This window comes from Frigoribacterium sp. AC394, from assembly GCF_979258095.1.
The window spans coordinates 3,085,326-3,110,729 of sequence record NZ_OZ409834.1; the positions used below are offsets into that span (position 1 = coordinate 3,085,326).

A 25,404-nucleotide genomic window follows, 5' to 3' on the forward strand; every position below is an offset into this window, starting at 1 on the left:
TCGTCTCAGGCTCGAATCGAAATAGGACGATTCGTCACGTAACGATTCGGTGCGGCGGCGCGCACGATGAGGGTCGGGGTCGTATTCTGACGATGAGGCGCAGACCCTGGCAACCGTCCAGCTCAGACGGGTGAGGGTGCGCCAGCGGAGGAGGACTGTCGGTGACCGACTCGACGGCCACGACCGCACAGGCGGCCGCCGCCGAGCCCGACGCGGCCGTCCGCTCCGAAGCCGTCCGCTCCGGGGTCGCCCGCCCCGGGCCGCAGCACGCCGCCGGGGTCGACCAGGCGACCGTTCCGGTCGATCTGGGCATCATCCAGCCGCGCCGTCGACTCGGCACGTCCGATCTCCGGGTGTTCCCCCTCGCTCTCGGTGGCAACGTCTTCGGCTGGACGGCCGACCAGACCGAGACGCGCGCGGTCCTCGACACCTACTTCGATCTCGGCGGCAACTTCGTCGACACCGCCGACTCGTACGCCGGTGGGCGCAGCGAGATCATGATCGGATCGTGGATGCGCGATCGCCGGTCACGTGACGACATGGTCGTGTCGACGAAGGTCGGCAAGAGCGCCGACAACCCGGGTCTCACGCCGAAGGCTGTCGAACGCGCCGTCGAGGCCTCGCTCGAGCGCCTCGGCACGGACCGCATCGATCTGCTGTACCTCCACGTCGACGACACCGAGGTGGCGTTCGAGCGCACCCTGCTCGCCGTCGACCACCTGATCCGCGCCGGCAAGGTCCGGTACTTCGGCGGTTCCCATCATTCGGGCAACCGGCTCTACGAGGCCCGGATCGCCGCGGGCATGCTCGGGGTCGCGCCGATGGTCGCGCTGCAGAACCAGTACAACCTGCTGAACCGCGGCGAGTACGAGAAGGGTCTGGCCCGAGTGGCCGGACAGCTGGGTCTCGGTGTGATGCCGCGCTTCGCCCTGGCGAGCGGATTCCTCTCGGGCAAGTACCGCACCCGGGCCGACTTCGCCGGGTCGCAGCGTCGTCCGGATCTCTCGAAGCAGCTGACGAAACGCGGGCTGCGGATCCTGCACGAGCTCGATCGGATCGCTTCGGTGCACGAGGTGTCGACCGCCGCGATCTCGTTGGCCTGGCTGCTCACGAAGCCCAACGTCGTGGCCCCGGTCGCGAGCGCGACGAATGCGAAGCAGGTGTACGAGCTGGCGCAGGCCGTCCGCGTCCAGTTGACGCGCCTCCAGGTGCTCGACCTCGATCGGGTCTCCGCCTAAGACGGCGGTCCGCCTCGGGCACGGTCCGCTCCCGGGGTGCACCGGCGCTTCCGGCGTCGGCTCACAGAGGCGACCGGCGCGAGGCGCTTCGGTGTGCCGAACCCGACCGGCGCGGCTCGCTCGGGTGTGCCGAACCCGACCAATCGTGCCGAAGACACTGATCAGCAGCCCCGAAAGCCCCTTCTGGGGTCGAAACGGTCGCGATTTGCACACCCCGAGGAGCACGGATGACGTCGGATGCCCGAGGCGATCGGCGCGGGGCGCGTCGGTGTACCGAACCTGACTGGCGCGGGGCCCTCAGACGTACCGAACCCGACCGGCGCGGGTCGCTCAGGCGTACCGAACACGACTAATCGGGCCGAAAACTCCGACCAGCAGCGCCCTGAGGCCCCTCGCGAGGCGAAACGGTCGCGATTTGCACACGCCTCCGGTCAGGCGCGGGATCGCGTGCCGTGAGCGGGGGAGCGGCCGGCAGAGGGCCGAGGAGGCGCGGCGCGCGTCAGGCGTCGAGCAGGCGGTCCGCGGTGCGGCGCAACGAAGCGGAGGCGGCGATGGCGTCGCCGGCGTAGGCGCCGACCTCGGCGCCGTCGAGTGCGAGCTGGAAGTCGTCGGCGGCGTCGCCCGGCATCGGGTGGCCGGCGTTCTTGAAGAGCTCGACGAGCGCGTCGGTGAGCCATTCGCGGTGCTCGCTGATGGCGACGCGGACGGGGTGGGTCGGGTCGCTGAACTCGGCCGCCGCGTTGGCGTAGGCGGAGCCTCGGAAGCCGGGCTCCTGGAGTCGGGTCGCGAAGGCGTCGACGAAGCTGCGGACGGCGGCGACGCCGTCGGGAGCGGACGACACGGTCTCGGCGAGAGCGGCCACGTCGCGATCGTGCCGCACGGCGAGGAACTGGAGTACGAGGGTGTCCTTCGCGCCGAAGTGCTTGTAGAAGGTCGCCTTCGTGACCGACGACTCGGCGATGAGGCGGTCGACGCCCACGACGCGGATGCCCTCGTCGTAGAAGAGGCGATCGGCGGTCGTGAGGACGCGGGCGCGGGCGCCGGGCGTCTTCTGGTCGGCGCGGGGTCGGCCAGGGAGACGCTGGACGGCCGGTTGGGGGGAATCGACCGTCACAGCGTGGCTCCTTGGAACATATCGGCTTAGAGCCGCGTGGGGGACGCGCGCTCCGGACCTTGCGATGATGTCCGACCAGCCGCCGCAGCCGTCTCTCGTGGGGGGACGGGTCGACTGCGGTGTGACGACTGTAACACCGATGAGGACAGACCAACCCGTCTGTTTGTCCGCATTCCGTCCCCCAATTCGGGTGTCAGGGGCGGGCGGTAGGCTCACCACGATGAACGGACCGGTCGCACTGCCCCTCGACGAGGTCGAGCTCTCCTTCGAGGCGGCGGGCGGCTCGCTCGTGCGGCGGACGGTGCTCCCCACGGGGGTGCGCATCCTCAGCGAGAGCATGCCCGGGGCCCGCAGCGCCACGGTCGGCTTCTGGGTCGCCGTCGGCAGCCGCGACGAGGGCGACGGTGACCGGGGGTCGACCCACTTCCTCGAGCATCTGCTCTTCAAGGGCACACCCACCCGGTCGGCCCTCGACATCGCCGTGGCCTTCGAGTCCGTCGGGGGCGAGCACAACGCCGCCACCGGCAAAGAGAGCACCTGCTATTACGCCAGGGTCCGCGACGTCGACCTCGACGACGCGGTCGACTCCCTCGCCGACATGGTGACCTCGTCTGTCCTCGATCCCCTCGAGTTCGAGACCGAGCGCGGCGTCATCCTCGACGAGCTCGCGATGGCCGACGACGACCCGAGCGACGTCGGCGGCGAGCGTCTCTTCGAGTCGGTCTTCGGCGACCACTCGCTCGGTCGACCGATCGGCGGGTCGCCCGACAGCATCCGGAGCGCCTCGCGAGACGAGGTCCACCGGCACTACCTCCGCACGTACCGCCCGCGCGACCTCGTCGTGACGGTCGCGGGCGCCGTCGACCACGATCACCTCGTCGAGCGTCTCCAGGCCGCGATCGGACGGTCCGACTGGTCCACCGACACCGCTCCTCCTGTGCCCCGTCGTCCGGCGACCGGCGCCGAGACGGCGCCGCAGCAGGGCGAGCCCCTCGTCATCGTGCGCCGACCCCTCGAGCAGACGACGCTCCTCCTCGGCTTCCCGGGCCTCCCGGTGACCGACGACCGCCGCTCGGCCATGGCCGTGCTGAACTCCGTGCTCGGCGGCGGCATGTCCTCGAGGCTCTTCCAAGAGGTGCGAGAGCGCCGCGGTCTGGCCTACTCGGTGTATTCGTTCGCCCCGAGCTACTCCGACGCCGGTCTGTTCGGCCTCTACGCGGGGTGCGCGCCGGCCAACGCGGGCGACGTGGCCCGCCTGATGCTCGAGCAGCTCGACGAGGTCGCGACCGACGGCATCACGGCCGACGAGCACCGCCGTGCGCTCGGTCAGCTGGGCGGCGCCGCGGCTCTCGCTCTCGAAGACAGCGACACCCGGATGAACCGCCTCGGTCGCGCCGAGCTGTCGATGGGCGAGTTCGTCGATCTCGACGCCTCACTGGCCCGACTCGCGGCCGTGCCGACCGACGACGTCCGCGACCTGGCCGCCGCCCTGCGCTCGGGCCCGCTGTCGACCGTGGTCGTCGGCGAGGTCGACGAGACGACGCTCCCCACCCGAGCGGCGACGGTCCCGACGTCGTCCGCCATCCGATGAACCAGGAGACGACGGTGTCCCACTACCTCTATCTCGTTCGCCACGGCGAACAGCAGGACGCCGAGCACGGGCTGCCCGACGGTCCGCTCTCCGAGCGCGGTAAGCGTCAGGCGCGACTCATCGCCGAGCGCCTCGGCGGCGTGCCGTTCGACGCGGCCTGGCATTCGCCCCTCGAGCGGGCGGCCGAGACCGCGCGCATCATGACCGAGCGACTGCCCGCCCTCGAATCCCAGCCGTCGACGCTGCTCTTCGACTGCGTGCCGTCGGGGCCGACCCCCGACATGCCGGCGGCGTACAAGCCGTTCTTCGGCGGAGTCACCGAAGACGAGATCGAAGCCGGTCAGGCGCAGATGGCCGACGCCGTCTCCGAGTGGCTGACGCCCGCGCGCGACGACCGGCACGATCTGCTGATCACCCACAACTTCGTCATCGGCTGGTTCGTCCGCGAGGTCTTCGGGGCGCCGGCCTGGCGCTGGATGGGCGTCAACCAGGCCAATGCCGGTCTGACGATCATCCGCGTGCGCTCGGCGAAGCCGCCCGAGCTGGTCACCCACAACGACCTCGGGCATCTGCCCGTCGAGCTGCGGACGGGCCTGCCCGTCGACCAGTCGATCTGACCGAACGGTCCGAGCGGTCGGTCAGAGCCCACGGTCCGATCGCTCGACCGACCGGTCAGCGGGCGGTCTTGCCGTACCAGGCGGTCGCGTTCGGGTTGTCGTTGTACGGCTCGATCAGCGAGTAGCCCGCTGCGCGGTAGAGGCCGCCGGCCGCCTCCAGGCTGTCGTTCGTGTCGAGCACGAGCTGCTCGGCGCCGAGGTCGATCGCGCGGCGCTCGAGCTCGGCGAGCACGAGACGACCGAGACCCCGACCGCGGGCGACGGGTCGCACGAAGAGGTGCTTGACCTCGTAGCGGACCCGACCGTCGGCGCCCGGCTCGAGTCGGCGGACACCGCCGCAGGCCAGCGCGTCGTCGCCGTCGGGTGTGACGTCGCCGACGCCTCCCGCGTCGCGGACGCTCTCGTCGGTCGCCCCGTCGGCGACGGCGACGACGAACACGCCGGCCGGGGGAGTGAAGGTCGCGTCGACGGGCGTGGCCGTGTGATAGCTGCCCTGCGCGACCGGGAACGTCGCGGCCCGTTCGTCGAAGTACTCCGACAGCAACGAGGAGGCGGGGGTCGAGCTCACGGGCATCTCGCGGAATCGAGGCATCCCCCGATCGTATTCGACGGTCCGTCGCCCGGTAGGTTTGACCAATGACTTCCCGCATCGCCGTCGTCGGGGCCACGGGCACGCTCGGGGGCTTCATCGTCGATCTCATCGAGCGCACGCCCGACCTCGAGCTCCACGCCGGGCTCTCGTCCCGAGACGATCTCGACCGCGTCGTCGGGGCCGATCTCGTCGTCGACGTCACGCACCCGGCCGTGAGCCCCGGCATCGTCGAGCACGTCGTGCGGGCGGGCATCCCCGTGCTCGTCGGCACGTCGGGCTGGAGCGCCGAGCGCATCGCCCGCCTCTCGACGATCGTCGCCGACGTCGACGGCCCCGGTGTCCTGGTCGTCCCCAACTTCTCACTCGGGTCGGTGCTCGCGACCCGGTTCGCCACGATGGCCGCCCGGTTCTACGAGTCGGTCGAGATCGTCGAGACCCACCACCAGGGCAAGGTCGACTCCCCGTCGGGCACGGCGGTGCGCACCGCCGAGCTGATCGCCGAGGCGCGTCGCGATCTCGGGCCGGTCTCGGCCCCCTCGTCGGATCAGAGGGCCCGCGGTCAGCAGGTCGCGAGCGTGCCGGTGCACAGCCTCCGCCTCCGCGGGGTCGTCGCCAAGCAGGAGGTCGTGTTCGGCGGCGAGGGCGAGACCCTCACGCTCACGCACGACACGCTGTCCCAGCGCGCCTACGAGCAGGGGCTGCTCGTCGCGATGTCGGCCGCGCCGACCGTCAGCGGCGTCGTCGTGGGGCTCGACAGCGTCCTGCCCCTCGACTGATGCGCGCCCGCCGACCGATGCGGATCGACCGACCGACGCGCGACCGCCGACCGATGCGCGCCCGCCGGTGAAGGGCCGTGTCGCGGCCCTCGTGATGGCCGCCCTGCTCGTGCTCTACATCGTGCTGGTCGGTCAGCGGGCCGTCGCCCTCTTCGCCACGGGCGAGGCGGTCGCCGTCGGTCTCGGCGTGGGTCTCGTGGTCCTGCCGCTCCTCGGGGTGTTCGCCCTCGTGGCCGAGATCCGCTTCGGTCTGGCGACCCAGGCGATCGTGCGCGAGCTGGGCGCCGCCGACCAGCTGCCCGTCGACGACGTGCCGCGCAGGCCCTCGGGCCGGTACGACCGTGCCGCCGCCGACGAGGCCTTCCCGGCCTACCGCGAGGCGGTCGAGCAGGCCCCCGACGACTACCGCGCCTGGTTCCGGCTGGGTCTCGCCTACGATGCGTGCGGTGATCGACGTCGGGCGCGGCAGGCGATCCGCTGGGCCATCACGCTGCGTCGGCGCGGCAGGGCCTGACCCGCACCTCCTCAGCTGCGGCCTCGTCGTCGCCCGTCAGAGACCGGCGGCGAGCGCGTCGACGGCCTCGTCGACCGTCCGGTGACGGAACACGAAGCCGTCGGCGAGCAGCTTCTCGGGCACGACCTGCTGGCTGGGCAGCAGGGCTCTCGACCGGCCTCCTGCATCGCGGTCGAGATGACGAACTCGGGCACGGTGAGGGCGTACGGCTTCGACAGGTCGTGTGCGAGTCGACGCGTCAGGGCGTCGCTCGTGGCCGGAGTGGGCCCGGCCAGGTTGATCGGGCCGTCGAGCTCGGAGTCCATCACGTGGACGAACGCGGCCGCCTCGTCGTGCAGGCTGATCCACGGCCAGAACTGGTCGCCGGTGCCGAGCCGCGAGCCGAGACCGAAGCGGGTGAGGGGGAGGAGGGGCGCGAGCGCGCCGCCGGGGCCCACGACGAGCCCCGTGCGCATCAGCGCGACCCGCACGCCGTCGGGTGCGGTCAGCGCGGTCCGCTCCCATTCGGCGACGACGTCGCTGAGGAACCCGGTGCCACGCGGGCTCGACTCGGTCAGGCGGTCGCCGGGGCGGTCGCCGTAGATCCCGACGGCCGAGCCGCTGAGGAGCACCGTGGGCGGCGTCGACGCGGCGCGCATGCCCGCGACGAGAGTCCGGGTGGCGTCGACCCTCGAGCCGACGATCTCGCGCTTGTAGCCGCGGGTCCAGGGCAGACGGCCCAGGGAGGCGCCCGACAGGTTCACGACGACGTCCGCTCGATCGAACAGGGTCGTGTCGACGACTCCGGCCGAGGGGATCCAGGTGAACTGCGTGTCGTCGCGCGGTTCGCCGCGGACGAGCGACAGCACGGTGTGACCGGCGGCGCGCAGCTGGGTCGCGAGCTCGGTGCCGATCAGGCCGGAGGCTCCGGCGATCAGGACCGTCCGGGGGGCGTCGTTCATGGGTCCTGCTCTCGATCGGCGGCGAGGCGCGACCGCGCCCTCCTCGAAAGCCTAGGCGCGCCTCCTCGGTGTCGACCGGGTGCCGAGGAGGCGCGGCGCGGGTCCGTCGGTCGCCCTCGGAGCACCCCGTCACCGGTTGTAGAGTCGACGCCGTGACCGATGCCGAACCCCTCGCCCCGTCCACTCCCGAATCCGCCGTCGAGTTCCGCTCCGACGTGACCGTCGAGCTGGTCCGGTCGAGCGCCCACGACTCCGACGTCCTCTTCGCCGCCCGCGTCTCGACCATGGGCGAGCTGACCCTCGACGGCGCGCAGGCGTCCGCCGACGGCGCCCAGGCGACCAAGGGCGCCGGGCTCATCAACTACCTGATGCGCGACCGCCACGGCTCGCCGTTCGAGCACAACTCGATGACCTTCTACGTGCAGGCGCCGATCTTCGTGTTCCGCGAGTTCATGCGTCACCGCATGGCGAGCTACAACGAGGAGAGCGGCCGCTACCGCGAGTTGAACCCGGTCTTCTACGTCCCGTCCGCGCAGCGCAACCTGCAGCAGGTCGGCAAGCCCGGCGCCTACGACTTCCTGCCCGGCACCCCCGAGCAGAGCGAGCTCGTCCGCGCCGAGACCGAGCGCACCTCGCGCGAGGCGTACGCCTCGTACAAGCGCATGCTCGACGCCGGGGTCGCCCGCGAGGTCGCTCGCATCGTGCTGCCGCTGAACATCTACTCGTCCATGTACGTGACGGTCAACGCCCGGTCGCTGATGAACTTCCTCAGCCTGCGGACCAAGCGCGAGGGCACGCACTTCCCGTCGTTCCCTCAGCGAGAGATCGAGATGTGCGCCGAGAAGATGGAAGACATCTGGGCGGGCTCATGCCGCTCACGTACGCCGCGTTCGGCACGAACGGTCGCGTCGCGCCCTGACCGCCGAGAGGCGGGCACGGCGCTCCGGCCCGTCCCCGCCTCGCCGCCGACGAGAGCAAGTACGCTGGTTCCGTGTCGAACATCATCAACCCCTTCGGTCAGGTCCTCGTGGCCCTCGTCACCCCCTTCACCGCAGACGGGGAGGTCGACTGGCCGGCCGTCGAGAAGCACATCGACGACTGCATCACCGCCGGGGCCGACGGCATCGTGGTCACCGGCACGACGGGCGAGACCAGCACGCTGACCGACCCCGAGAAGCTCCGTCTCGTCGAGGTCGGCAAGTCCGTCTCGGCCGGGCGCGCCAAGATCATCACGGGCGGCGGGTCGAACGAGACCGCCCACGCGATCCAGCTCTACAAGGCCAGCGAGAAGGCCGGCGCCGACGGCGTCATGATCGTCACCCCGTACTACAACAAGCCGACTCAGGCCGGTGTGCTCACGCACTTCCGCATGATCGCCGACGCGACCGATCTGCCCGTCATCCTCTACGACATCCCCGGTCGCACCGGCATCCCGATCAAGTACGAGACGATCCTCCGCGCGGCCAAGCACCCGAACATCGTCGCGGTCAAAGACGCGAAGGGGGACTTCTCCGAGGTCAGCCGGGTGCTGAACCAGACCGACCTGCTCTACTTCTCGGGCGACGACGCCAACGTGCTGCCGCACCTCGCAATCGGCGCCTCGGGCCTCATCGGCGTCACGGCCAACATCGCCGCAGCCCCGTACCGCACGATCATCGACGCGGTCAACGCGGGCGACCTGCACACGGCGACCCAGGCCCACCAGATGCTCGAACCGCTCGTCCGCGCGGTGATGACGCACGTGCCCGGCACGGTCGCGGCGAAGTACATCCTGCACGGGCTGGGCCGCATCTCGAGCCCCCGCGTCCGGCTGCCCCTCGTCGGCCCCGAAGACAGCGAGGCCGCCCTGATCGAAGACGAGCTCGCGCACGTCGGCGCCATCCCGGGGCTCGACCTCAGCCGGTTCCGACCCGATCGCAACGCCGCGGCGGGTGGCGCCCTGCCCAAGGTGCACGGCACGACCCGCTGAGCCGCGCCTCCTCGGTCGCCGCGACATCCCGGGGCACGAGCCCCACCACTCCCGAAGGACCTCATGCCCGTCACGATCCAGACCCCGCCGCCGCTCGAAGACGGCACGCTCCGCGTCATCCCGGTGGGCGGTCTGGGCGAGATCGGCCGCAACATGACCGTCTACGAGATCGACGGCAAGCTGCTCGTGGTCGACTGCGGGGTGCTCTTCCCCGAAGAGCACCAGCCGGGCGTCGATCTGATCCTCCCCGACTTCGCGCCGATCCGCGACCGTCTCGACGACATCCTGGCCGTCGTGCTGACGCACGGTCACGAAGACCACATCGGCGCCGTGCCGTATCTGCTGCGGCTGCGGGCCGACATCCCGCTGATCGGCTCGCAGCTGACGCTCGCGTTGATCGAGGCGAAGCTCAAGGAGCATCGCATCAGCCCGTACACCCTCACGGTCGCCGAGGGCGGGCGCGAGACGCTCGGGCCGTTCGAGCTCGAGTTCGTGGCGGTCAACCACTCGATCCCCGACGCCCTCGCGGTCGCCATCCGCACCTCCGCCGGTCTTGTGCTGCACACCGGCGACTTCAAGATGGACCAGCTGCCTCTCGACGGGCGGATCACCGACCTGCGCGCCTTCGCCCGGCTCGGCGAAGAGGGGGTCGATCTCTTCCTCCCCGACTCGACGAACGCCGATGTGCCCGGTTTCACCGCTCTCGAGCGCGACATCGGACCGGTGCTCGACGACGTCATCCGGCGTGCTCCGCGGCGCGTGGTCGTGGCGAGCTTCTCGAGTCACGTGCACCGCGTGCAGCAGGTGCTCGACGCCGCCCACGCCAACGGTCGCCGGGTCGCGTTCATGGGGCGGTCGATGGTCCGCAACATGGGCATCGCGGCCGACCTCGGGTACCTGACGGTGCCCGACGGGGTGCTGATCGACGCGAAGAAGGCCAGAGACCTCCCCGACGACCGCATCGTCTACATGAGCACGGGATCGCAGGGCGAGCCGATGGCGGTGCTGGCCCGCATGGCGAACCTCGAGCACCAGATCGAGATCGGCGCCGACGACACGATCATCCTCGCGTCGAGCCTCATCCCGGGCAACGAGAACGCGGTGTACCGCGTGATCGACGGGCTGACGAAGCTCGGGGCGAAGGTCGTCCACAAGGGCAACGCGAAGGTGCACGTGTCGGGGCACGCCTCGGCGGGCGAGCTGCTGTACTGCTACAACGTGCTCCGGCCGAAGAACGTCCTGCCCGTGCACGGCGAGCACCGGCACCTGTACGCCAACGCCGCGCTGGCTCAACGGACGGGCGTGGCGCGCGACAACACGATCCTCGGCCAGGACGGCGTCGTCGTCGACCTCCGCGACGGGACCGCCCGAGTGGTCGGGCAGCTCGACCTGGGCTACGTCTACGTCGACGGCTCGACCGTGGGCGAGATCACCGAGGCCGATCTGAAAGACCGACGCATCCTGTCCGAAGAGGGGTTCATCTCGGTCTTCGTGGCGATCGACGCCGCGACGGGCCGGGTCGTCGTCGGGCCCGAGATCCAGTCGCGGGGGTTCGCCGAAGACGACCGGGTCTTCGACGACGTCGCCCCGAAGATCGTCGCGGCCCTCGCCGAGGCGGCAGGGAACGGCGTGCGCGACACCCACGCCTTCAGTCAGGTCGTGCGACGGACGGTGGGTCGCTGGGTCAACACGAAGCATCGCCGCCGACCCATGATCGTGCCGGTCGTCATCGCCGTCTGAGGTCGCCTCCGAGTCGGTCACCCGGACACACGCGACCGGATCCGACCGGCGTCGGTGGTGGGCGGTACCGTGGAGCCCATGGCCACGCCCACGAAGTCGACCCCGCGCTCCCGCTCGGGCTCGCGTGCGTCCTCGGCGCGTGACGCGACCAAGGCCACCAAGAAACTGCCCACCACACCGGCTCCTGCGCCCGTCCGAGAGGGGCCGAACCCGCTCGCGGCGGCCTGGATGGGGCTGGCCCACATGACCGGCGCCGCGTTCCGGCTGCTCGGGCGCGAGACCCTCGACAAGAGCGAGCGCCGAGACGGCGTCCCGTTCTTCCTCGTGCTCCTGGCAATCGCCGGGGGCGTCGTCGAGTGGCTGAACCCGACCAGCCCCCTCGCGATCGGCTTCGACGCGTACACGTTCGGCGGTCTCTTCGGTCGGGTGGCCTACGCGCTGCCGGTCATCATGATCCTCTTCGCGGGGTGGCTCTTCCGGCATCCCTCCTCGGTTCACGACAACACGCGCATCGGCATCGGGCTGGGTCTCTCGCTCGTGTCGATCAGCGCCCTCTGCCACATCTTCGGCGGTCAGCCCGAGGCCTCCGACGGCATGCCGGCCCTCGCCACCGGAGGAGGGGTCCTCGGCTGGGTCGTCGCATCCTGGCTCGTCGCCCTGGCCACCGAGTGGGTCGCGGTCCCGCTGGTCGTCGTCCTGCTCGCCTTCTCGATCCTGATCATCACCAAGACGCCGCCGAACCGCATCGGCCGTCGACTCGGCGAGCTCTACTCGTACCTCTTCGGCGAGACCGTCGACGACCGGGCGACCGCCGCCGCCGAGTCCGCCGTGGCGGACGGCGAGCCGGAGTCACTGCCCTGGTGGCGGCGCAATCCCGGGCAGCGCGAAGACGACCCGGCATACGACACCCCGCTCGTCCGTCCGGCCGCCTCGACCGCTCCGACCGAGGTGATCGGCCGCCGCAAGAAGCGCCGACCGGCGTTCGAAGAGCTCGACACGACCCCGGCCGCGCCGCCCGTTCCCCAGGCGTCTCCCGCCACGGCCGAGACCGATATCTTCTCCTCCGACCTCCTGGCCGATCTCGACCGGGCCGAAGACGCCGTCCGCGCCCAGGGCATCGACATCCCGTTGCACCCCGAGCCCAGCGCGGCGACGACCGTCCTCCCCGTCCCCGTCCCCGCCCCCGAGGCCGTCCCCGCCGAGGGCGAGAGCGACGCCGCCTCCGCGTTCCTCGCCCCCGACCTCGACGAGCCGGCGCCTCCGTCGCTCGAGTCGGTCGACCCGTCCGCCGACGACGTGCCCTACCGTCTACCCGCCGTGACGACCCTCGCGGTCGGCGAGCCTGCCAAGGCCCGCAGCGAGGCGAACGACGCCATCGTCGCCTCGATCACCTCGGTGCTCGACCAGTTCAACGTCGACGCCAAGGTCACCGGTCTCAAGCGCGGTCCGACGGTCACCCGCTACGAGATCGAACTAGGCCCTGGCGTGAAGGTCGAGCGAGTGACGGCGCTCACCAAGAACCTCGCGTACGCCGTCGCCTCGAACGAGGTGCGCATCCTGTCGCCCATCCCGGGCAAGAGCGCCATCGGGGTGGAGATCCCGAACACCGACAAAGAGATCGTCGCCCTCGGCGACGTGCTCCGGTCGTCGGCCGCCGCCAAGAGCACCCACCCCATGACCATCGGCGTGGGCAAGGACGTCGAGGGCGGTTACGTCGTCGCGAACCTCGCGAAGATGCCGCACCTCCTGGTCGCGGGTGCCACCGGCTCGGGCAAGTCGAGCTTCGTCAACTCGATGATCACCTCGCTGCTGATGCGCGCCAAGCCCGCCGACGTCCGCATGGTGCTCATCGACCCGAAGCGCGTCGAGCTTCTCGATCTACGCCGGCGTGCCGCACCTCATCACCCCCATCATCACGAACCCCAAGAAGGCGGCCGAGGCGCTGCAGTGGGTCGTCAAAGAGATGGACATGCGTTACGACGACCTGGCCAGCTTCGGGTTCCGGCACATCGACGACTTCAACCGCGCCGTGGTCAACGACGAGATCGTGCTGCCTGCGGGCAGCGCTCGCACGCTGAAGCCCTACCCCTATCTCCTCGTCGTCGTCGACGAGCTGGCCGACCTGATGATGGTCGCGCCGCGTGACGTCGAAGACAGCATCGTGCGCATCACCCAGCTGGCCCGCGCCTCCGGCATCCACCTGGTGCTCGCGACCCAGCGTCCGTCGGTCGACGTCGTGACGGGTCTGATCAAGGCCAACGTCCCCTCACGGTTCGCGTTCGCCGTCTCGAGCGTCACCGACTCCCGCGTCATCCTCGACCAGCCCGGCGCCGACAAGCTCATCGGCCAGGGTGACGGTCTGTTCCTTCCGATGGGCGCCTCCAAGGCGATGCGCGTGCAGGGCGCCTGGGTGCAAGAGAGCGAGATCGCCCAGGTCGTGGCGCACGTGACTCGTCAGGCCCGTCCCGACTACCGACCGGACGTCGCGGCCGTCGTCGAGAAGAAGGAGATCGACGGAGACATCGGCGACGATCTCGAGCTGCTGCTCGCCGCCGTCGAACTGGTGGTCAGCACGCAGTTCGGGTCGACCTCGATGCTGCAGCGGAAGCTGCGAGTGGGCTTCGCCAAGGCGGGGCGCCTGATGGACCTCATGGAGTCCCGCGACATCGTGGGTCCTTCCGAGGGGTCGAAGGCCCGCGACGTCCTCGTGACGACCGAGCAGCTGTCGGGTGTCCTGACGAAGATCCGAGGCGGCGGCGGCGATGCCGGTCCGACACAGACCGGCCGAGGCGGAGCCGGGGCGGCCATCGCCGACGACCCCGTCGAGGCGATGACGCGGGGGTATGCCGAGGTCGACGACGACGAGGGGTCGGAAGACGCCTGGAACCTGACCGGGAGAGACTGACGTGACCGACAGCGACCGCAGCGACGGCGCCCCGCGCGGCGCGACCTTCCCCTTCCGAGGCCGGGTGGCCCGCCGAGGCCCCGGTCCGGCGAGCACCGCCAACATCGCCAACATCATCACCGTCGTGCGCATCCTCATGGCACCGCTGTTCATGGCGTGGCTCCTCATCGACGACGGTGCCGACGGCTCGCTCCGGATCGCCGCGGCGGCCCTGTTCGTGGTCGCCATCCTGACCGACAGCCTCGACGGCTTGCTCGCCCGCGGTCTCGACCTCGTCACCGACTTCGGCAAGATCGTCGACCCGATCGCCGACAAGGTCCTCATCGGCGGCGCCCTCGTCTCCCTCTCGATCCTCGGCGAGCTTCCCGTGGTGGGTGACGGCTCTCATCCTCATCCGCGAGATCGGCATCACCGTGTTCCGATTCGCCGTCATCCGCGATCGGGTCATCCCCGCGTCCCGGGGCGGCAAGCTCAAGACCGTCCTGCAGGCCGTCGCCGTGACCCTCGCGCTCTTCCCTCTCTGGAATCTCCTCGGGGCGGGCATGCACTGGGTGAACGGCGTCCTCATGACGGCCGCGGTCGTGGCGACCCTGGTCTCCGGGCTCGACTACCTGAGGGTCGCGGCGAAGCACGGTCGGCCCTCATGACCCTCGCCGGCGACGTCGTCGCCGAGCTCACGCGTCGTCGGCTCACGATCGGCGTGGCCGAGTCGCTCACCGGCGGCCTGCTGATCGCCGAGCTGATCGCCGTGCCCGGTGCATCCGCGGTCGTCCGCGGCGGTGTCGTCGCATACCAGACGGAGTTGAAGCACACCCTGCTCGGCGTCGACGCCCGACTGCTCGCCGACCGCGGCCCCGTCGACCCCGACGTGGCCCAGGCCATGGCGGCCGGAGTCCGCCGGGTGGTCGAGACCGACGGCACCCCCACCGACATCGGCCTCGCGACCACGGGCGTCGCCGGCCCCGATCCGCAGGGCGGCCACGATCCCGGTGTCGTCTTCGTCGGTCTCGCCTGGAGCGACGAGACGCGGGCTGTGGCACTCGACCTGTCAGGAGGCCGCGAGGCCATCCGACGGGGCACCGTCTCCGAATCACTCATGGCTCTGCACTCGTGGTTGGTCGACACGAGGGAATAGACCGCGTTTCGGTCTCGTTACATCTCGCAGGTTCACAAGGGTCGCACAGTCCCCGCTGGTTACAGTTACAGCCAACTGCGCTTTAGTATCACCATCCCACCCCTCGACAGTCCGTCAGGGTGGGGGTCCGTTCGGAGGAGGGTCCCATGGTTCTGGTTCGTCAAGAAATCGGAGACGTCCTGCGCGACTTCCGTCTGCAGAAGGGCCGGACCCTTCGCCAGGTCGCGAGCAAGGCGAGCGTAGCCCTCGGGTACCTCAGCGAGGTCGAGCGTGGTCAGAAAGAGGCCAGCTCCGAGATCCTCGCGTCCGTCGCCGATGCGCTCGAGACGCCCATCTCGGTCATCATGCGCGAGGTCGGCGATCGCATGGCCGTCATCGAGGGTCTCAATCCCATCCCCGACACGCTCCCCGACGAGCTCGTCGCCGAGTTCGACACCGATCTCGCGGTGCGCTGAGTCCCCACCCCGTCACGAACGCCCCCGGTCCTCCGACGGGGGCGTTCGTCGTCTCCCCGAGTCGCTCAGGAGGCGCGGCGCAGCAGAGCGCGTCGCCTCGTCGACAGAGAGGTACCCTCCACTGATGCGCAAGAGCGAGTTCCACCGAGCCGTCGTCGATCAGTTCGGTGAGGCGTACGGACGCATCCTCATGCGCGATCTCGTGATGTCGGCCGTGGGCGAGCTCACCGCAGAGCAGGCTCTCGTGCAGGGCGTCCCGCCGAGAGACGTCTGGCTCGCACTCTGCGACGCCGAGGGCGTACCGGAGTCGAGACGGCATGGCGTCGGCCTACCGGCGCCTCGTCGCTGAGGCCTGCGGTCGCACCTCCGCCCGTCGCTCCGTGATCGTGCGGATGTTCGACACGCCGCGCCACGGAAGTCGAACATGTGTTCGCCCCGGTGATAGCGTCCTCCCCAGGACCTGATCGGTCCGAGAACTCCACCTCGGTGGCCGGCGTCGACTCCGATGTCGGTGGCCGTCCGTAGCGTTCTCGTATCGACGTTCCCGCCGCCGGAGTGACCGGCGGCACCAGCCTTGTCGTAGCGACGAAGACCTTGTCCCACCGGTCGGCGGCGACGCGACAGCCTACAGGCGCACGGACGACCACCACGAAGGAGAACATCATGCCCTCAGCAGAGAACCGCGAGAAGGCCCTCGAGACCGCACTCGCCCAGATCGACCGCCAGTTCGGCAAGGGCGCGGTCATGCGTCTCGGCAGCGACGAGCGTGCTCCCGTGGCCGTCATCCCCACCGGCTCGATCGCGCTCGACGTCGCGCTCGGAATCGGGGGCATCCCCCGTGGCCGCATCGTCGAGATCTACGGCCCCGAGTCGTCCGGTAAGACCACGCTGACCCTGCACGCGATCGCCAACGCGCAGCGCAACGGCGGCATCGCGGCCTTCATCGACGCCGAGCACGCACTCGACCCCGAATACGCGAGAAAGCTCGGCGTCGACATCGACGCGCTCCTCGTCTCCCAGCCCGACACGGGTGAGCAGGCCCTCGAGATCGCCGACATGCTCGTCCGGTCCGGCTCCATCGACCTCATCGTCATCGACTCCGTCGCGGCTCTGGTGCCGCGGGCCGAGATCGAGGGCGAGATGGGCGATTCGCACGTCGGGCTCCAGGCGCGACTGATGTCTCAGGCGCTCCGCAAGCTGACTGGTGGTCTGAGCCAGACCGGTACCACGATGATCTTCATCAACCAGCTGCGCGAGAAGATCGGCGTGTTCTTCGGCAGCCCCGAGACGACAGCCGGTGGTAAGGCGCTCAAGTTCTACGCCTCGGTGCGTCTCGACATCCGCCGCATCGAGACCCTGAAAGACGGCACCGACGCAGTCGGCAACCGCACCAGGGTCAAGGTCGTCAAGAACAAGATGGCGCCGCCCTTCAAGCAGGCCGAGTTCGACATCCTCTACGGTGTCGGCATCTCCCGAGAAGGCAGCCTGATCGATTTCGGCGTCGAGCACGGCATCGTCCGCAAGTCCGGCGCCTGGTACACCTACGAGGGCGACCAGCTCGGCCAGGGCAAAGAGAACTCGCGCAACTTCCTCCTCAACAACAAGGCCATCGCCGACGAGATCGAGCACAAGATCCTCGCCAAGCTCGGTGTCGGTGGCGCCAAGGTGGTCGAAGAGCCCGTCGCATCGATCGAGACCAAGATCGCCGCACGGAAGGGCGCATGACCACGTCCGGCGACGGCGACTCGACGGACGACTTGGCTCCGGTCACGCCGCTCTTCGGCCGTCGAGGGGCGTCGAGGCCGGCTGCCGGCGGCAGTGCTCCTCAAGACGAGTGGGCCGATGCGGCGCCGAGTGACGACGAGGTCGGTCACGCGTCGCCCGCAGATGATGACGCGGCCGAGCCGACGAGCCACGGCGTAGACGACGTCTCCCGATTCGCAAGCACCCGTTCGGAGCCGGAGCCGGAGTCGTGGCACGAGTCGGCCTCGGCTCGAGCTCCGAAGCGGAAGCCGGCTTCCGTCCCGGCCGAGTCGGACGCCGTCCGGTCGACTGCGGCCGCCCTGGCAGCCATCACCGAACACTGGTCCGGGCCCAGAGCGGTCGACGCGCTCGACACGGTCGACGATGACGACGAGCCCGAACCAGAACCGGAGGGGCTCGACGCGCAGCGGAGCCGAGCCGAGAACATCAGCATGCATGCCCTCGCGCGCCGGGGGTCTCGTCCGCCGAGATGTCGTCGCTGCTGGCAGCGCGTGACCTCGACGAGCAGGTCGTCAGCGACGAGGTCGAGCGGCTCGAGGGCGTCGGTCTCCTCAACGACCGAGAGCTCGCCGAGAACCTGGTGCGCAGCAAGCACGAGCGCAAAGGCCTCGGTCGCGGTGCTGTCACGAGCGAGCTCCGCAGCCGCGGCATCGCGCCCGAGCTCATCGAGCAGGCGATGTCCGAGATCGACGACGACGACGAGCAGTCGCGTGCCGACGAGTGGGCACTGAAGCGCGCCACGTCGTTGCAGGGGCTCGATCAGGCGACCGCAGAGCGGCGACTGAACGGGTACCTGATGCGCCGCGGCTATCGGTCCGAGACGATCCGTCGGGCTGTCGAGAAGGCTCTACCTCGCGGTCGGGGCGGCGTCCGCTTCCGATGATCGGTCGACCGGGGCCGCGGCCGTAGACTCTCCGACTATGTCGACGGTTCTCCACGCCCCGGTCTCCGAAGCCCGAGCAGACAGCCTCGCGGCTCCCGCGCGTCGCACCTACGAGGTGCGGACGTTCGGCTGCCAGATGAACGTGCACGACAGCGAGCGTCTCAGCGGGTCCCTCGAGGCCGCCGGCTACGTGCCGGCAGTCGACGGTGAAGCGGACGTCGTCGTCATCAACACCTGCGCCGTCCGCGAGAACGCCGACAACAAGCTCTACGGCACATTGGGGCGGCTGGCGGGCGTCAAGCGGCGGCGGGAGGGCATGCAGATCGCTGTGGGCGGGTGCCTCGCGCAGAAAGACAAAGAGGCCGTCCTCGAGCGCGCGCCCTGGGTCGACGTCGTCTTCGGCACCCACAACGTCGGGGCGCTGCCGACGCTCCTCGAACGATCTCGCCACAACGACGAGGCGCAGGTCGAGATCCTCGAATCGCTCGACGTGTTCCCGTCGACCCTGCCGGCCAAGCGCGACTCGGTCAGCTCCGGCTGGGTCTCCATCTCCGTCGGCTGCAACAACACCTGCACGTTCTGCATCGTGCCCACGCTCCGCGGAAAAGAGCGAGACCGGCGTCCGGGTGACATCCTCGCCGAGGTCCGTTCCCTCGTCGACGACGGGGCCATCGAGGTGACCCTGCTCGGTCAGAACGTCAACTCCTACGGGGTCGAGTTCGGCGATCGCCTCGCTTTCGGCAAGCTCCTGCGTGCCGTCGGCGCCATCGACGGCCTCGAGCGCGTCCGCTTCACCAGCCCGCACCCGGCCGCCTTCACCGACGACGTCATCGACGCCATGGCCGAGACCCCTGCGGTGATGCCGCAGCTGCACATGCCCCTCCAGTCGGGCTCCGATGCGATCCTCCGATCGATGCGACGCAGCTATCGCAGCGCGAAGTTCCTGGGCATCATCGACCGGGTCCGGGCCGCGATGCCCGACGCGGCGATCTCGACGGACATCATCGTGGGCTTCCCGGGCGAGACGGAGGCCGACTTCGTCGACACCCTCCGGGTGGTCGAGGAGGCGCGCTTCGCCTCGGCCTTCACCTTCCAGTACTCCGTCCGACCCGGCACGCCGGCGGGGGAGATGCCCGATCAGATCCCCAAGGAGGTGGTCCAAGAGCGGTACGAGCGGCTGACGGCCCTCCAAGACCGGATCTCCTTCGACGAGAACCGCGCTCTCGTCGGCCGAAGGGTCGAGGTGCTCATCTCGGCGACCGAGGGTCGGAAGGACGCCGAGACCCACCGACTCTCCGGTCGGGCCGAAGACAGCCGTCTCGTCCACCTCGACGTCCCCGAGGGGGTGCAGGCGCCTCGACCGGGCGACGTCGTGACGGTCGACGTGACCGGGGCGGCTCCCTTCCATCTCCTCGCCGAGTCGTCGATCGGCTCCGTCTTCGACGTGCGTCGCACGCGGGCCGGCGACGCCTACGACCGGGCCCAGGCCGACTCGTGCGGGGTGCCGACGTCCGCGACCGGCTCGACCGGCGCCTCCGGGGCGCCCAGGGTGTCGCTGGGTCTGCCGACCCTGCGCGTGTCGACGACGCCCATCTACGACGCCGCCGACGGTCTCCGCTGAGACCGCCGGGTCGACGAGAGATGCTGATCGCCCTGGTCGGTGCCACGGGCACCGGCAAGTCCGCGTTGTCCCTCGACCTGGCCGAGCGGCTCCGGTCGAGCGGTCGCCCGGCGGAGATCGTCAACGCCGACGCGATGCAGCTCTACCGGGGCATGGACATCGGAACCGCGAAGCTGTCGGTCTCCGAGAGGCGCGGCATACCGCACCACCTCCTGGACGAGCTCGATGTGACCGACGAGGCGAGCGTCGAGTGGTACCAGAGGCGGGCCCGCGCGGTCATCGACGAGATCCAGGGGCGGGGTGCGGTGGCGGTGCTCGTGGGCGGTTCGGGGCTCTACGTGTCGAGTGTGCTGTTCGACCTCCGGTTCCCGGGCACCGACCCGGCCATCCGCGCGCGCTACGAGGCCGTCGGCGACGACGAGGGGCCGGGTGCGCTCTTCCGGCTGCTGCGCGACCGGGATCCGCTGGCCGCCGAGAAGATCGGCTCGACGAACATCCGCCGTCTCGTCCGTGCTCTCGAGGTCGGCGAGCTGACCGGCGAGCCGTTCTCGGCCCGCCTGCCCGACGAGGCGGCCCGCTGGCGCCCCTCGGCCATCGTCGGCGTGCACGACGACCGAGAGGCCCTCGTCGAGCGACTCGACGCCCGGGTCGAGCGGATGTGGCGCGACGGCCTCGTCGACGAGGTCCGCGGTCTCCTCGCGCACGGTCTCGAGCGCGGCGTCACGGCGAGTCGCGCGATCGGCTACGCGCAGGCGGCCGCCCAGCTGCGCGGCGAGCTGACGGAGGCCGACGCCATCGAGACCAGTGCGGCTCTGACCCGCCGCTACGCGCGTCGTCAGGTGAGCTGGTTCCGTCGGTACCCCGACGTCCGCTGGGTGCGGTCCGGCGACCCCGGGGGCGTCGAGGCGGCCCTCGATACACTCGACGCGTGACCACCACTCTCCAGTTCACCAAGGGCCAGGGCACGGGCAACGACTTCGTGCTGTTCTCCGACCCCGACGGCGAGTTCCCCCTCGACCCCGTGGCGATCCGGGCGTTGACCGATCGTCACTTCGGTGTGGGCGGCGACGGCGTGATCCGTGCGGTCCGGTCCGAGCATCTCCCCGACGGCCAGGACGCCCTGGCCGAAGACCCGGCCGCCGAGTGGTTCATGGATTACCACAACGCCGACGGAAGCGCGGCGGAGATGTGCGGCAACGGCATCCGTGTCTTCGTCCGCTACCTGACCGACCGCGGCCTCGCGACGCTCGAGCCGGGTGGCACCCTGGCGATCGGCACGCGGGCGGGGGTGCGCCACGTCCAGCGCAGCCTGACGGGCTTCCAGGTGGATCTCGGCCTCTGGTCGCTCTCCGACGAGTCGCCGACCGTGCGGGCGCGAGAGCTGCATGCGGCCCGCCCCGGTCTGTCGCTGTCCGTCGGCAATCCGCACGTCGTCGTCGCGCTGGCGACCGACGACGAGCTCGATGCGCTCGATCTCTCGTACCTCCCCGTCCTCGACCCCGCACCCGTCGAGGGCGCGAACGTCGAGTTCGTCGTCCCGGCCGACCCCCTGGTGGTCGACGGCATCGGCCACATCCGCATGCGCGTGCACGAGCGCGGCAGCGGCGAGACCCTCTCGTGCGGTACGGGAGCGGCGGCGGCGGCTCTCGCGACGCGGCACTGGGCCGGTGCCGGGGCACCCGATCAGTGGCGCGTCGAGGTCCCGGGTGGCACGGTCGGCGTCCTGGTCGTCCCGACGGACGACGGCGAGCACGTGTCGCTCAGCGGTCCGGCCGAACTGGTCTTCAACGGGGCGCTCGAGATCTGACCGCAGTCGTCGGGCCTGCCGAGGTGGTCAGCGGCGGTGGGCCGTCAAGACGCGGTAGCCCTTGCTGGTGGAGGCGCGGGTCACGTCGACGACGTCGTCCAGCTCGGTGTTCATCCACTTCTGCAAGGAGTCTGCGCCGAGGTTCTTCTGGACGACGAGCCACGCGTCCGACCCGACCTCCAGTCGGGGGAGCCACTTGGTCAAGAGCCCGTGCAGCTCGTTCTTGCCGACGCGGATGGGCGGATTCGACCAGATCGTGGAGAACCGCAGGTCGGCGGGAACATCGTCGGGCTCCACGGCGTTGACGTTCTCGAGGCCTGCGGCCCGGGCGTTCTCGCGCACGAGCTCCAGCACCCTCCTGTTCACGTCGACGGCCCAGACCGTCGCGTCGGGTGACGACAACGCGAGGCTCAAGGTGATGGGCCCCCATCCGCATCCGACATCGAGCAGGTGACCCGAGGTCGGTGGCGTGGGCACGTCGGCCAAGAGGACGGCCGTCCCGGCGTCCACCCGATCGGGGCTGAAGACGCCGGCGGCGGTCGTGAGGTCGAGTTCGCGGCCCGCGAGGGTCACCGAGATGGTCCGACGCCGCATCAGGCTCTCCGGTTCCGAAGAGAAGTAGTGCTCGCTCGCCATGGTCCACAACCTATCGACAATCCCCACGGGCGGCCGAATCGGCTCCCCGCTCACTGCCTGACGAAAGGGCTAGTATCACTCCGATGACAGACCTCCCCACGAACCCGCTCGATGCCGAGCGTTCCGAGCAGGGTGACGACGTCGTCGCCCGCGTGCTCGACCGTGCGGCGTCCCGGGCTTCCGCCTACACCGTCTTCTCGCCTGCGCAGGCGATCCAGACCCGTTCTCTGCACGACACCGGCTCGGACGGCGACCAGTTCGACCGCGACGATCGCCAGGCTCTCCGTCGCGTGGCGGGGCTCTCGACCGAGCTCCAGGACGTCACCGAGGTCGAGTACCGCCAGCTCCGACTCGAGAACGTCGTCCTGATCGGCGTCTACTCGCAGGGCTCGCTCTCCGACGCCGAGAACTCCCTCCGCGAACTGTCGGCTCTGGCCGAGACGGCCGGCGCAGTAGTCCTCGACGGGCTGCTGCAGCGTCGGCCCAACCCCGACCCGAGCACGTACCTCGGCAGCGGCAAGGCCGAAGAGCTGCGGATGACCGTCGCGGCTCTCGGCGCCGACACGGTCATCGCCGACACGGAACTCGCGCCCAGCCAGCGTCGTGCCCTCGAAGACGTGGTCAAGGTCAAGGTCATCGACCGGACGGCCGTCATCCTGGACATCTTCAGTCAGCACGCCAAGAGCCGGGAGGGCAAGGCGCAGGTCGAGCTGGCTCAGCTCGAATACCTGCTGCCCCGACTGCGCGGCTGGGGCGACTCGATGTCGCGGCAGGCCGGTGGCCAGGTAGGAGGCGCGGGTGCCGGAATGGGCAGCCGCGGCCCCGGAGAGACCAAGATCGAGCTCGATCGGCGACGGATCCACACGCGCATGGCGCGCCTCCGTCGGCAGATCAAGGAGATGAAGCCCGCGCGCGACGCCAAGCGGGCCAACCGAGACCGCAACGAGGTGCCTTCGGTGGCCATCGCGGGCTACACCAACGCGGGCAAGTCGAGCCTGCTCAACAGGTTGACGAGTGCCGGCGTGCTCGTCGAGAACGCCCTCTTCGCGACCCTCGACGCGACGGTGCGCAAGAGTTCGACGACAGACGGTCGGCCGTTCACCTACGCCGATACGGTGGGTTTCGTCCGCAACCTGCCGCATCAGCTGGTCGAGGCCTTCCGCTCCACCCTCGAGGAGGTCGCGGCGTCGGACGTCATCGTCCACGTCGTCGACGGCTCGCATCCCGACCCGGCGGCGCAGCTCGCGACGGTCCGCGAGGTCGTCAGCGAGGTCGACGGGGGCGACATCACCGAGATCGTGGTGTTCAACAAGAGCGACCTGGTCGACCCCGACCAGCGACTCGTGCTCCAGGGCCTCGTCCCCACCGCGGTCTTCGTCTCGGCCCGGACGGGCGAGGGCATCGACGAGCTCCTCGAGCGCATCGCCTCGACCCTTCCGACCCCCGACGTCGAACTCGAGCTGCTCGTGCCGTACGACCGGGGCGACGTCGTCTCTCACCTCCACGACTCCGGTCGTGTCGTCGAGACGGAGTACGAGGAGGCCGGCACGCGCGTGCACGCCCGGGTCTACCCGAGCGACGTGGCCTGGTTGTCCCCGTTCGTCGACCGCGAGGCCGTCTCGAGCTGAGTGGACCGAGTCGACCACGACGAAGCCCCCCGCCGAGTGGCGGGGGGCTTCGTCGTTCGTCGAGTCGGGGTCACACCGACCGGAGCACGGCGACGACCTTCCCGACGATCTGAGCATGGTCGCCGACGATCGGCTCGAACGCGCTGTTGCGGGGGAGCAGCCAGGTGTGGCCGTCGCGCTGACGGAAGACCTTGACCGTCGCCTCGTCGTCGAGCATGGCGGCCACGATGTCGCCGTTCTCCGCCGAGTTCTGCTGCCGGACGACGACCCAGTCGCCGTCGCAGATGGCGGCGTCGATCATGGAGTCGCCGACGACCCGCAGCATGAAGAGGTCGCCCTTGCCGACGAGCTGGCGGGGGAGGGGCATCACGTCTTCGACCTGCTGCTCGGCCGTGATCGGGATGCCGGCGGCGATGCGCCCCACCATCGGAACGTGCGCCGTGTCGCCGTCGTCGCTCGTCGTCAGGATGCTCGTCACGGGTGCGAGGGCGGGCGCCTCGGTCGAGAGGACCTCGAGGGCGCGGGGCCGGTTCGGATCGCGTCGGATGCGACCGGCGAGCTCGAGCTGGTTCAGCTGGTGGGTCACGCTCGACAGCGACTTCAGGCCGACGGCGTCGCCGATCTCACGCATGCTCGGCGGGTAGCCGCGCTGTCCGATGCTCTGCTGGATGGCCGTCAGGATCGACGTCTGCTTGGCCGTCAGCTCCTTGCGCGTGACCGAGCCCGTCTCGGTCGACCGGGTGCGCTGCGCGTCGCTCATGTGTCTCCTGCCGTGGATGTCGGTGGTCGCTGTTCTACTCGGACCACCGATCGAAACCGTATCCGATGCGGCGTCTTCGGCGAAACACATGTTCGAGTGTGTCGTCGATCCACGCCAGAGAAATCGAACATCGGGGTTGAAATCGACCTTGATCGAAGATATGTTCGGAACACGTCTTCGTGCCCGGTGTTCCCGGCCGATCGCCGGGCACGAACACGGACGTCTCCTCTAGCGGTGAAAGGACCACCTCATGAGCGCCATCACGACCACCACTACCACTCCCATTTCCACCGACGACGCCGTCGCCTCCTTCTCTTCGCCCCCGCGCGTCCGGCTGCGCATCACCCGCCGGGGGCGTCGTGTCGTCAGCACCGCCGTCGGCCTGCTCGTCGCCGGTGTCGTCGGCGGCGTGCTCCTCGCCGGGCCCGGTGCGATCGCGTCGGACACCGCCGGTGCCGCGTCGTTCGACTACGTCACGGTCGACGGGGGAGACACCCTGTGGCAGGTCGCGTCCGAGATCGCACCCACCAAAGACCCTCGCGACGTCATCAGCGACATCGTGCAGTTGAACAACCTCAGCAGCACCGAGGTCGCGGCAGGGCAGTCGCTCGCCGTCCCCGCTCAGTACTCCGACTGACAGGCCGCCCATCGGGGCTCCGTCTCCAGAGACTTCCAGGGGGCGCGACCGCTGTCAGCCGAGGGTCGACGATTCGGGACT

Annotated in this window: 23 protein-coding genes and 4 pseudogenes; 21 read left to right on the forward strand and 6 right to left on the reverse strand. The window is 70.0% G+C overall.

Annotated features, from left to right (window positions below):
• Nucleotides 1-161 precede the first annotated feature (161 nt).
• A complete protein-coding gene (locus ACZZY9_RS14385; protein WP_463464587.1) occupies nt 162-1,238 on the forward strand; it encodes an aldo/keto reductase in 1,077 nt (358 codons plus the stop codon).
• A 499-nt stretch (nt 1,239-1,737) separates the two neighbouring features.
• Here the strand turns inward: ACZZY9_RS14385 and ACZZY9_RS14390 are convergent, their stop codons facing one another.
• Nucleotides 1,738-2,352, reverse strand: a complete 615-nt coding sequence (locus ACZZY9_RS14390; RefSeq protein ID WP_320478023.1) for a TetR/AcrR family transcriptional regulator — start codon at nt 2,350-2,352, stop codon at nt 1,738-1,740.
• 220 nt (nt 2,353-2,572) lie between these two features.
• Here ACZZY9_RS14390 and ACZZY9_RS14395 point away from each other — a divergent pair, with 220 nt between their 5' ends.
• Both ACZZY9_RS14395 and ACZZY9_RS14400 read left to right on the forward strand, forming a co-directional pair.
• Complete coding sequence (locus ACZZY9_RS14395; RefSeq protein ID WP_463464588.1) at nt 2,573-3,943, forward strand: M16 family metallopeptidase; 1,371 nt, start codon at nt 2,573-2,575, stop codon at nt 3,941-3,943.
• Between the two features lie 14 nt (nt 3,944-3,957).
• Entirely contained in the window at nt 3,958-4,560 is a 603-nt protein-coding gene (locus tag ACZZY9_RS14400; protein WP_192060126.1) for a histidine phosphatase family protein, read from the forward strand.
• Nucleotides 4,561-4,615: 55 nt separating this feature from the next.
• Here ACZZY9_RS14400 and ACZZY9_RS14405 read toward each other — a convergent pair whose 3' ends face one another.
• Nucleotides 4,616-5,152: a GNAT family N-acetyltransferase gene (locus tag ACZZY9_RS14405; protein ID WP_192060127.1), complete on the reverse strand. Its 537-nt coding sequence runs from the start codon at nt 5,150-5,152 to the stop codon at nt 4,616-4,618.
• Between the two features lie 44 nt (nt 5,153-5,196).
• On the opposite strand from ACZZY9_RS14405, the gene dapB reads away from it, so the two are divergent.
• Entirely contained in the window at nt 5,197-5,928 is a 732-nt protein-coding gene (gene dapB, locus ACZZY9_RS14410) for a 4-hydroxy-tetrahydrodipicolinate reductase (protein ID WP_243213780.1), read from the forward strand.
• A gap of 67 nt (nt 5,929-5,995) precedes the next feature.
• Nucleotides 5,996-6,442, forward strand: a complete 447-nt coding sequence (locus ACZZY9_RS14415) for a tetratricopeptide repeat protein (RefSeq protein WP_371740706.1) — start codon at nt 5,996-5,998, stop codon at nt 6,440-6,442.
• 36 nt (nt 6,443-6,478) lie between these two features.
• Here ACZZY9_RS14415 and ACZZY9_RS14420 read toward each other — a convergent pair whose 3' ends face one another.
• Together ACZZY9_RS14420 and ACZZY9_RS14425 are read right to left on the reverse strand one after the other, a co-directional pair.
• Nucleotides 6,479-6,565 carry a DUF1731 domain-containing protein gene (locus tag ACZZY9_RS14420; RefSeq protein WP_463464691.1) on the reverse strand — a complete coding sequence of 29 codons (87 nt, stop codon included), beginning with the start codon at nt 6,563-6,565 and terminating at the stop codon, nt 6,479-6,481.
• Between the two features lie 92 nt (nt 6,566-6,657).
• Nucleotides 6,658-7,383: pseudogene (locus tag ACZZY9_RS14425) on the reverse strand (TIGR01777 family oxidoreductase); the annotation flags it as partial.
• Nucleotides 7,384-7,535: 152 nt separating this feature from the next.
• On the opposite strand from ACZZY9_RS14425, the pseudogene thyX reads away from it, so the two are divergent.
• The 14 genes and pseudogenes from thyX to dapF all read left to right on the forward strand — a co-directional run bounded on the left by thyX (nt 7,536) and on the right by dapF (nt 21,662).
• Nucleotides 7,536-8,302 (forward strand): annotated as a pseudogene (gene thyX, locus ACZZY9_RS14430) (FAD-dependent thymidylate synthase).
• A 72-nt stretch (nt 8,303-8,374) separates the two neighbouring features.
• Nucleotides 8,375-9,352 carry a 4-hydroxy-tetrahydrodipicolinate synthase gene (dapA, locus tag ACZZY9_RS14435; protein ID WP_320478763.1) on the forward strand — a complete coding sequence of 326 codons (978 nt, stop codon included), beginning with the start codon at nt 8,375-8,377 and terminating at the stop codon, nt 9,350-9,352.
• Nucleotides 9,353-9,415: 63 nt separating this feature from the next.
• A complete protein-coding gene (locus ACZZY9_RS14440; protein WP_463464589.1) occupies nt 9,416-11,092 on the forward strand; it encodes a ribonuclease J in 1,677 nt (558 codons plus the stop codon).
• A 78-nt stretch (nt 11,093-11,170) separates the two neighbouring features.
• Nucleotides 11,171-13,997: pseudogene (locus tag ACZZY9_RS14445) on the forward strand (FtsK/SpoIIIE family DNA translocase).
• 151 nt (nt 13,998-14,148) lie between these two features.
• A pseudogene (locus tag ACZZY9_RS14450) lies at nt 14,149-14,295 on the forward strand (CDP-alcohol phosphatidyltransferase family protein); the annotation flags it as partial.
• Nucleotides 14,296-14,371: 76 nt separating this feature from the next.
• Nucleotides 14,372-14,644 (forward strand): CDP-alcohol phosphatidyltransferase family protein, encoded by a 273-nt coding sequence (locus tag ACZZY9_RS14455; protein WP_463464692.1) that lies wholly within the window; start codon nt 14,372-14,374, stop codon nt 14,642-14,644.
• Complete coding sequence (locus ACZZY9_RS14460; RefSeq protein WP_463464693.1) at nt 14,641-15,132, forward strand: CinA family protein; 492 nt, start codon at nt 14,641-14,643, stop codon at nt 15,130-15,132. Before ACZZY9_RS14455 ends, ACZZY9_RS14460 begins: the two co-directional genes overlap by 4 nt.
• A 146-nt stretch (nt 15,133-15,278) precedes the next feature.
• Nucleotides 15,279-15,587: a helix-turn-helix domain-containing protein gene (locus tag ACZZY9_RS14465; protein WP_192060135.1), complete on the forward strand. Its 309-nt coding sequence runs from the start codon at nt 15,279-15,281 to the stop codon at nt 15,585-15,587.
• 124 nt (nt 15,588-15,711) lie between these two features.
• Nucleotides 15,712-15,936 (forward strand): DUF3046 domain-containing protein, encoded by a 225-nt coding sequence (locus ACZZY9_RS14470; RefSeq protein WP_243213773.1) that lies wholly within the window; start codon nt 15,712-15,714, stop codon nt 15,934-15,936.
• A gap of 314 nt (nt 15,937-16,250) precedes the next feature.
• Nucleotides 16,251-17,312 carry a recombinase RecA gene (gene recA / locus ACZZY9_RS14475; RefSeq protein WP_463464590.1) on the forward strand — a complete coding sequence of 354 codons (1,062 nt, stop codon included), beginning with the start codon at nt 16,251-16,253 and terminating at the stop codon, nt 17,310-17,312.
• 508 nt (nt 17,313-17,820) lie between these two features.
• Nucleotides 17,821-18,234, forward strand: coding sequence for a regulatory protein RecX (locus ACZZY9_RS14480; protein ID WP_463464591.1), 414 nt, complete (start codon nt 17,821-17,823; stop codon nt 18,232-18,234).
• Nucleotides 18,235-18,271: 37 nt separating this feature from the next.
• Nucleotides 18,272-19,855, forward strand: coding sequence for a tRNA (N6-isopentenyl adenosine(37)-C2)-methylthiotransferase MiaB (miaB, locus tag ACZZY9_RS14485; RefSeq protein ID WP_463464592.1), 1,584 nt, complete (start codon nt 18,272-18,274; stop codon nt 19,853-19,855).
• Between the two features lie 20 nt (nt 19,856-19,875).
• Nucleotides 19,876-20,787 carry a tRNA (adenosine(37)-N6)-dimethylallyltransferase MiaA gene (gene miaA / locus ACZZY9_RS14490; protein WP_463464593.1) on the forward strand — a complete coding sequence of 304 codons (912 nt, stop codon included), beginning with the start codon at nt 19,876-19,878 and terminating at the stop codon, nt 20,785-20,787.
• Entirely contained in the window at nt 20,784-21,662 is an 879-nt protein-coding gene (gene dapF, locus ACZZY9_RS14495) for a diaminopimelate epimerase (protein ID WP_463464594.1), read from the forward strand. Before miaA ends, dapF begins: the two co-directional genes overlap by 4 nt.
• A 27-nt stretch (nt 21,663-21,689) precedes the next feature.
• On the opposite strand, the gene ACZZY9_RS14500 is transcribed toward dapF, so the two are convergent.
• Complete coding sequence (locus ACZZY9_RS14500) at nt 21,690-22,298, reverse strand: class I SAM-dependent methyltransferase (protein WP_463464595.1); 609 nt, start codon at nt 22,296-22,298, stop codon at nt 21,690-21,692.
• Between the two features lie 83 nt (nt 22,299-22,381).
• Between ACZZY9_RS14500 and hflX the strand changes: the two genes are divergently transcribed.
• Nucleotides 22,382-23,926 (forward strand): GTPase HflX, encoded by a 1,545-nt coding sequence (gene hflX, locus ACZZY9_RS14505; RefSeq protein ID WP_192060143.1) that lies wholly within the window; start codon nt 22,382-22,384, stop codon nt 23,924-23,926.
• Between the two features lie 70 nt (nt 23,927-23,996).
• Here the strand turns inward: hflX and lexA are convergent, their stop codons facing one another.
• Nucleotides 23,997-24,686, reverse strand: coding sequence for a transcriptional repressor LexA (gene lexA / locus ACZZY9_RS14510; protein ID WP_243213765.1), 690 nt, complete (start codon nt 24,684-24,686; stop codon nt 23,997-23,999).
• A gap of 250 nt (nt 24,687-24,936) precedes the next feature.
• On the opposite strand from lexA, the gene ACZZY9_RS14515 reads away from it, so the two are divergent.
• Complete coding sequence (locus ACZZY9_RS14515) at nt 24,937-25,323, forward strand: LysM peptidoglycan-binding domain-containing protein (protein WP_463464596.1); 387 nt, start codon at nt 24,937-24,939, stop codon at nt 25,321-25,323.
• The last annotated feature ends 81 nt before the right edge of the window (nt 25,324-25,404 follow it).

Bases quoted from the DNA above. Each gene is read 5' to 3' on its own strand.
- ACZZY9_RS14395 (WP_463464588.1), top strand. From the start codon at position 2,573: ATGAACGGACCGGTCGCACTGCCCCTCGACGAGGTCGAGCTCTCCTTC.
- ACZZY9_RS14405 (WP_192060127.1), bottom strand. From the start codon at position 5,152: ATGCCTCGATTCCGCGAGATGCCCGTGAGCTCGACCCCCGCCTCCTCG.
- dapB (WP_243213780.1), top strand. From the start codon at position 5,197: ATGACTTCCCGCATCGCCGTCGTCGGGGCCACGGGCACGCTCGGGGGC.
- ACZZY9_RS14440 (WP_463464589.1), top strand. From the start codon at position 9,416: ATGCCCGTCACGATCCAGACCCCGCCGCCGCTCGAAGACGGCACGCTC.
- ACZZY9_RS14460 (WP_463464693.1), top strand. From the start codon at position 14,641: ATGACCCTCGCCGGCGACGTCGTCGCCGAGCTCACGCGTCGTCGGCTC.
- ACZZY9_RS14465 (WP_192060135.1), top strand. From the start codon at position 15,279: ATGGTTCTGGTTCGTCAAGAAATCGGAGACGTCCTGCGCGACTTCCGT.
- ACZZY9_RS14470 (WP_243213773.1), top strand. From the start codon at position 15,712: ATGCGCAAGAGCGAGTTCCACCGAGCCGTCGTCGATCAGTTCGGTGAG.
- recA (WP_463464590.1), top strand. From the start codon at position 16,251: ATGCCCTCAGCAGAGAACCGCGAGAAGGCCCTCGAGACCGCACTCGCC.
- ACZZY9_RS14480 (WP_463464591.1), top strand. From the start codon at position 17,821: ATGTCGTCGCTGCTGGCAGCGCGTGACCTCGACGAGCAGGTCGTCAGC.
- miaB (WP_463464592.1), top strand. From the start codon at position 18,272: ATGTCGACGGTTCTCCACGCCCCGGTCTCCGAAGCCCGAGCAGACAGC.
- miaA (WP_463464593.1), top strand. From the start codon at position 19,876: ATGCTGATCGCCCTGGTCGGTGCCACGGGCACCGGCAAGTCCGCGTTG.
- ACZZY9_RS14500 (WP_463464595.1), bottom strand. From the start codon at position 22,298: ATGGCGAGCGAGCACTACTTCTCTTCGGAACCGGAGAGCCTGATGCGG.
- hflX (WP_192060143.1), top strand. From the start codon at position 22,382: ATGACAGACCTCCCCACGAACCCGCTCGATGCCGAGCGTTCCGAGCAG.
- lexA (WP_243213765.1), bottom strand. From the start codon at position 24,686: ATGAGCGACGCGCAGCGCACCCGGTCGACCGAGACGGGCTCGGTCACG.
- ACZZY9_RS14515 (WP_463464596.1), top strand. From the start codon at position 24,937: ATGAGCGCCATCACGACCACCACTACCACTCCCATTTCCACCGACGAC.